The following is a 504-nucleotide window of genomic DNA, read 5'->3' on the forward strand; positions in this document are numbered from 1 at the left end:
GATTCAATTTGCGCGCAGGGCCCCAAGTTCCATGCCAAGATCCAGAGCTTTCTGGTTCATTTCAATGAAATCTTCAGGTACCCTTGTTTTTAAAACCGCCATCACCGACGGTGGTTTTAAAATTTCCGTCACGCCAAGGACGGCCCCAAGCATGCACACATTAAACACAATCGGCTTTCCTATCTCTTTCATCACCGTTTCATACATGGGCAGTTCAATCTGCCTTGCATCCACTTTTTTGGTGATGGTCACAAACCGGGAATCGGTGATAACGATGCCACCGGGTCGAACCATATCTTTGTATGTGGCATAGGCTTCCTGGGTAAGACACACCAGAATATTGGCCTGGTTGACCTCGGGGAACATGATTTCGCCATCGGAAATAATCACATCGCTACGGGTGGCACCGCCCCTGGCTGCGGCCCCATAGGTCTGGGACTGGGTGGCATTTTTTCCTTCATGAATCACGGCGGCTTCGGCCAGGATTATGGCGGCGGTGATAAC

The 504-nt window shown here is 50.6% G+C and carries 1 protein-coding gene; it reads right to left on the reverse strand.

Annotated features, from left to right (window positions below; all coding sequences use genetic code 11):
- Positions 1-3: 3 nt before the first annotated feature.
- A partial coding sequence (locus ACYQ2M_RS25255; protein WP_459919169.1) for a 2-oxoacid:acceptor oxidoreductase family protein occupies positions 4-504 on the reverse strand: 501 nt, incomplete at its 5' end.

This window comes from Desulfocicer niacini, from assembly GCF_054657595.1.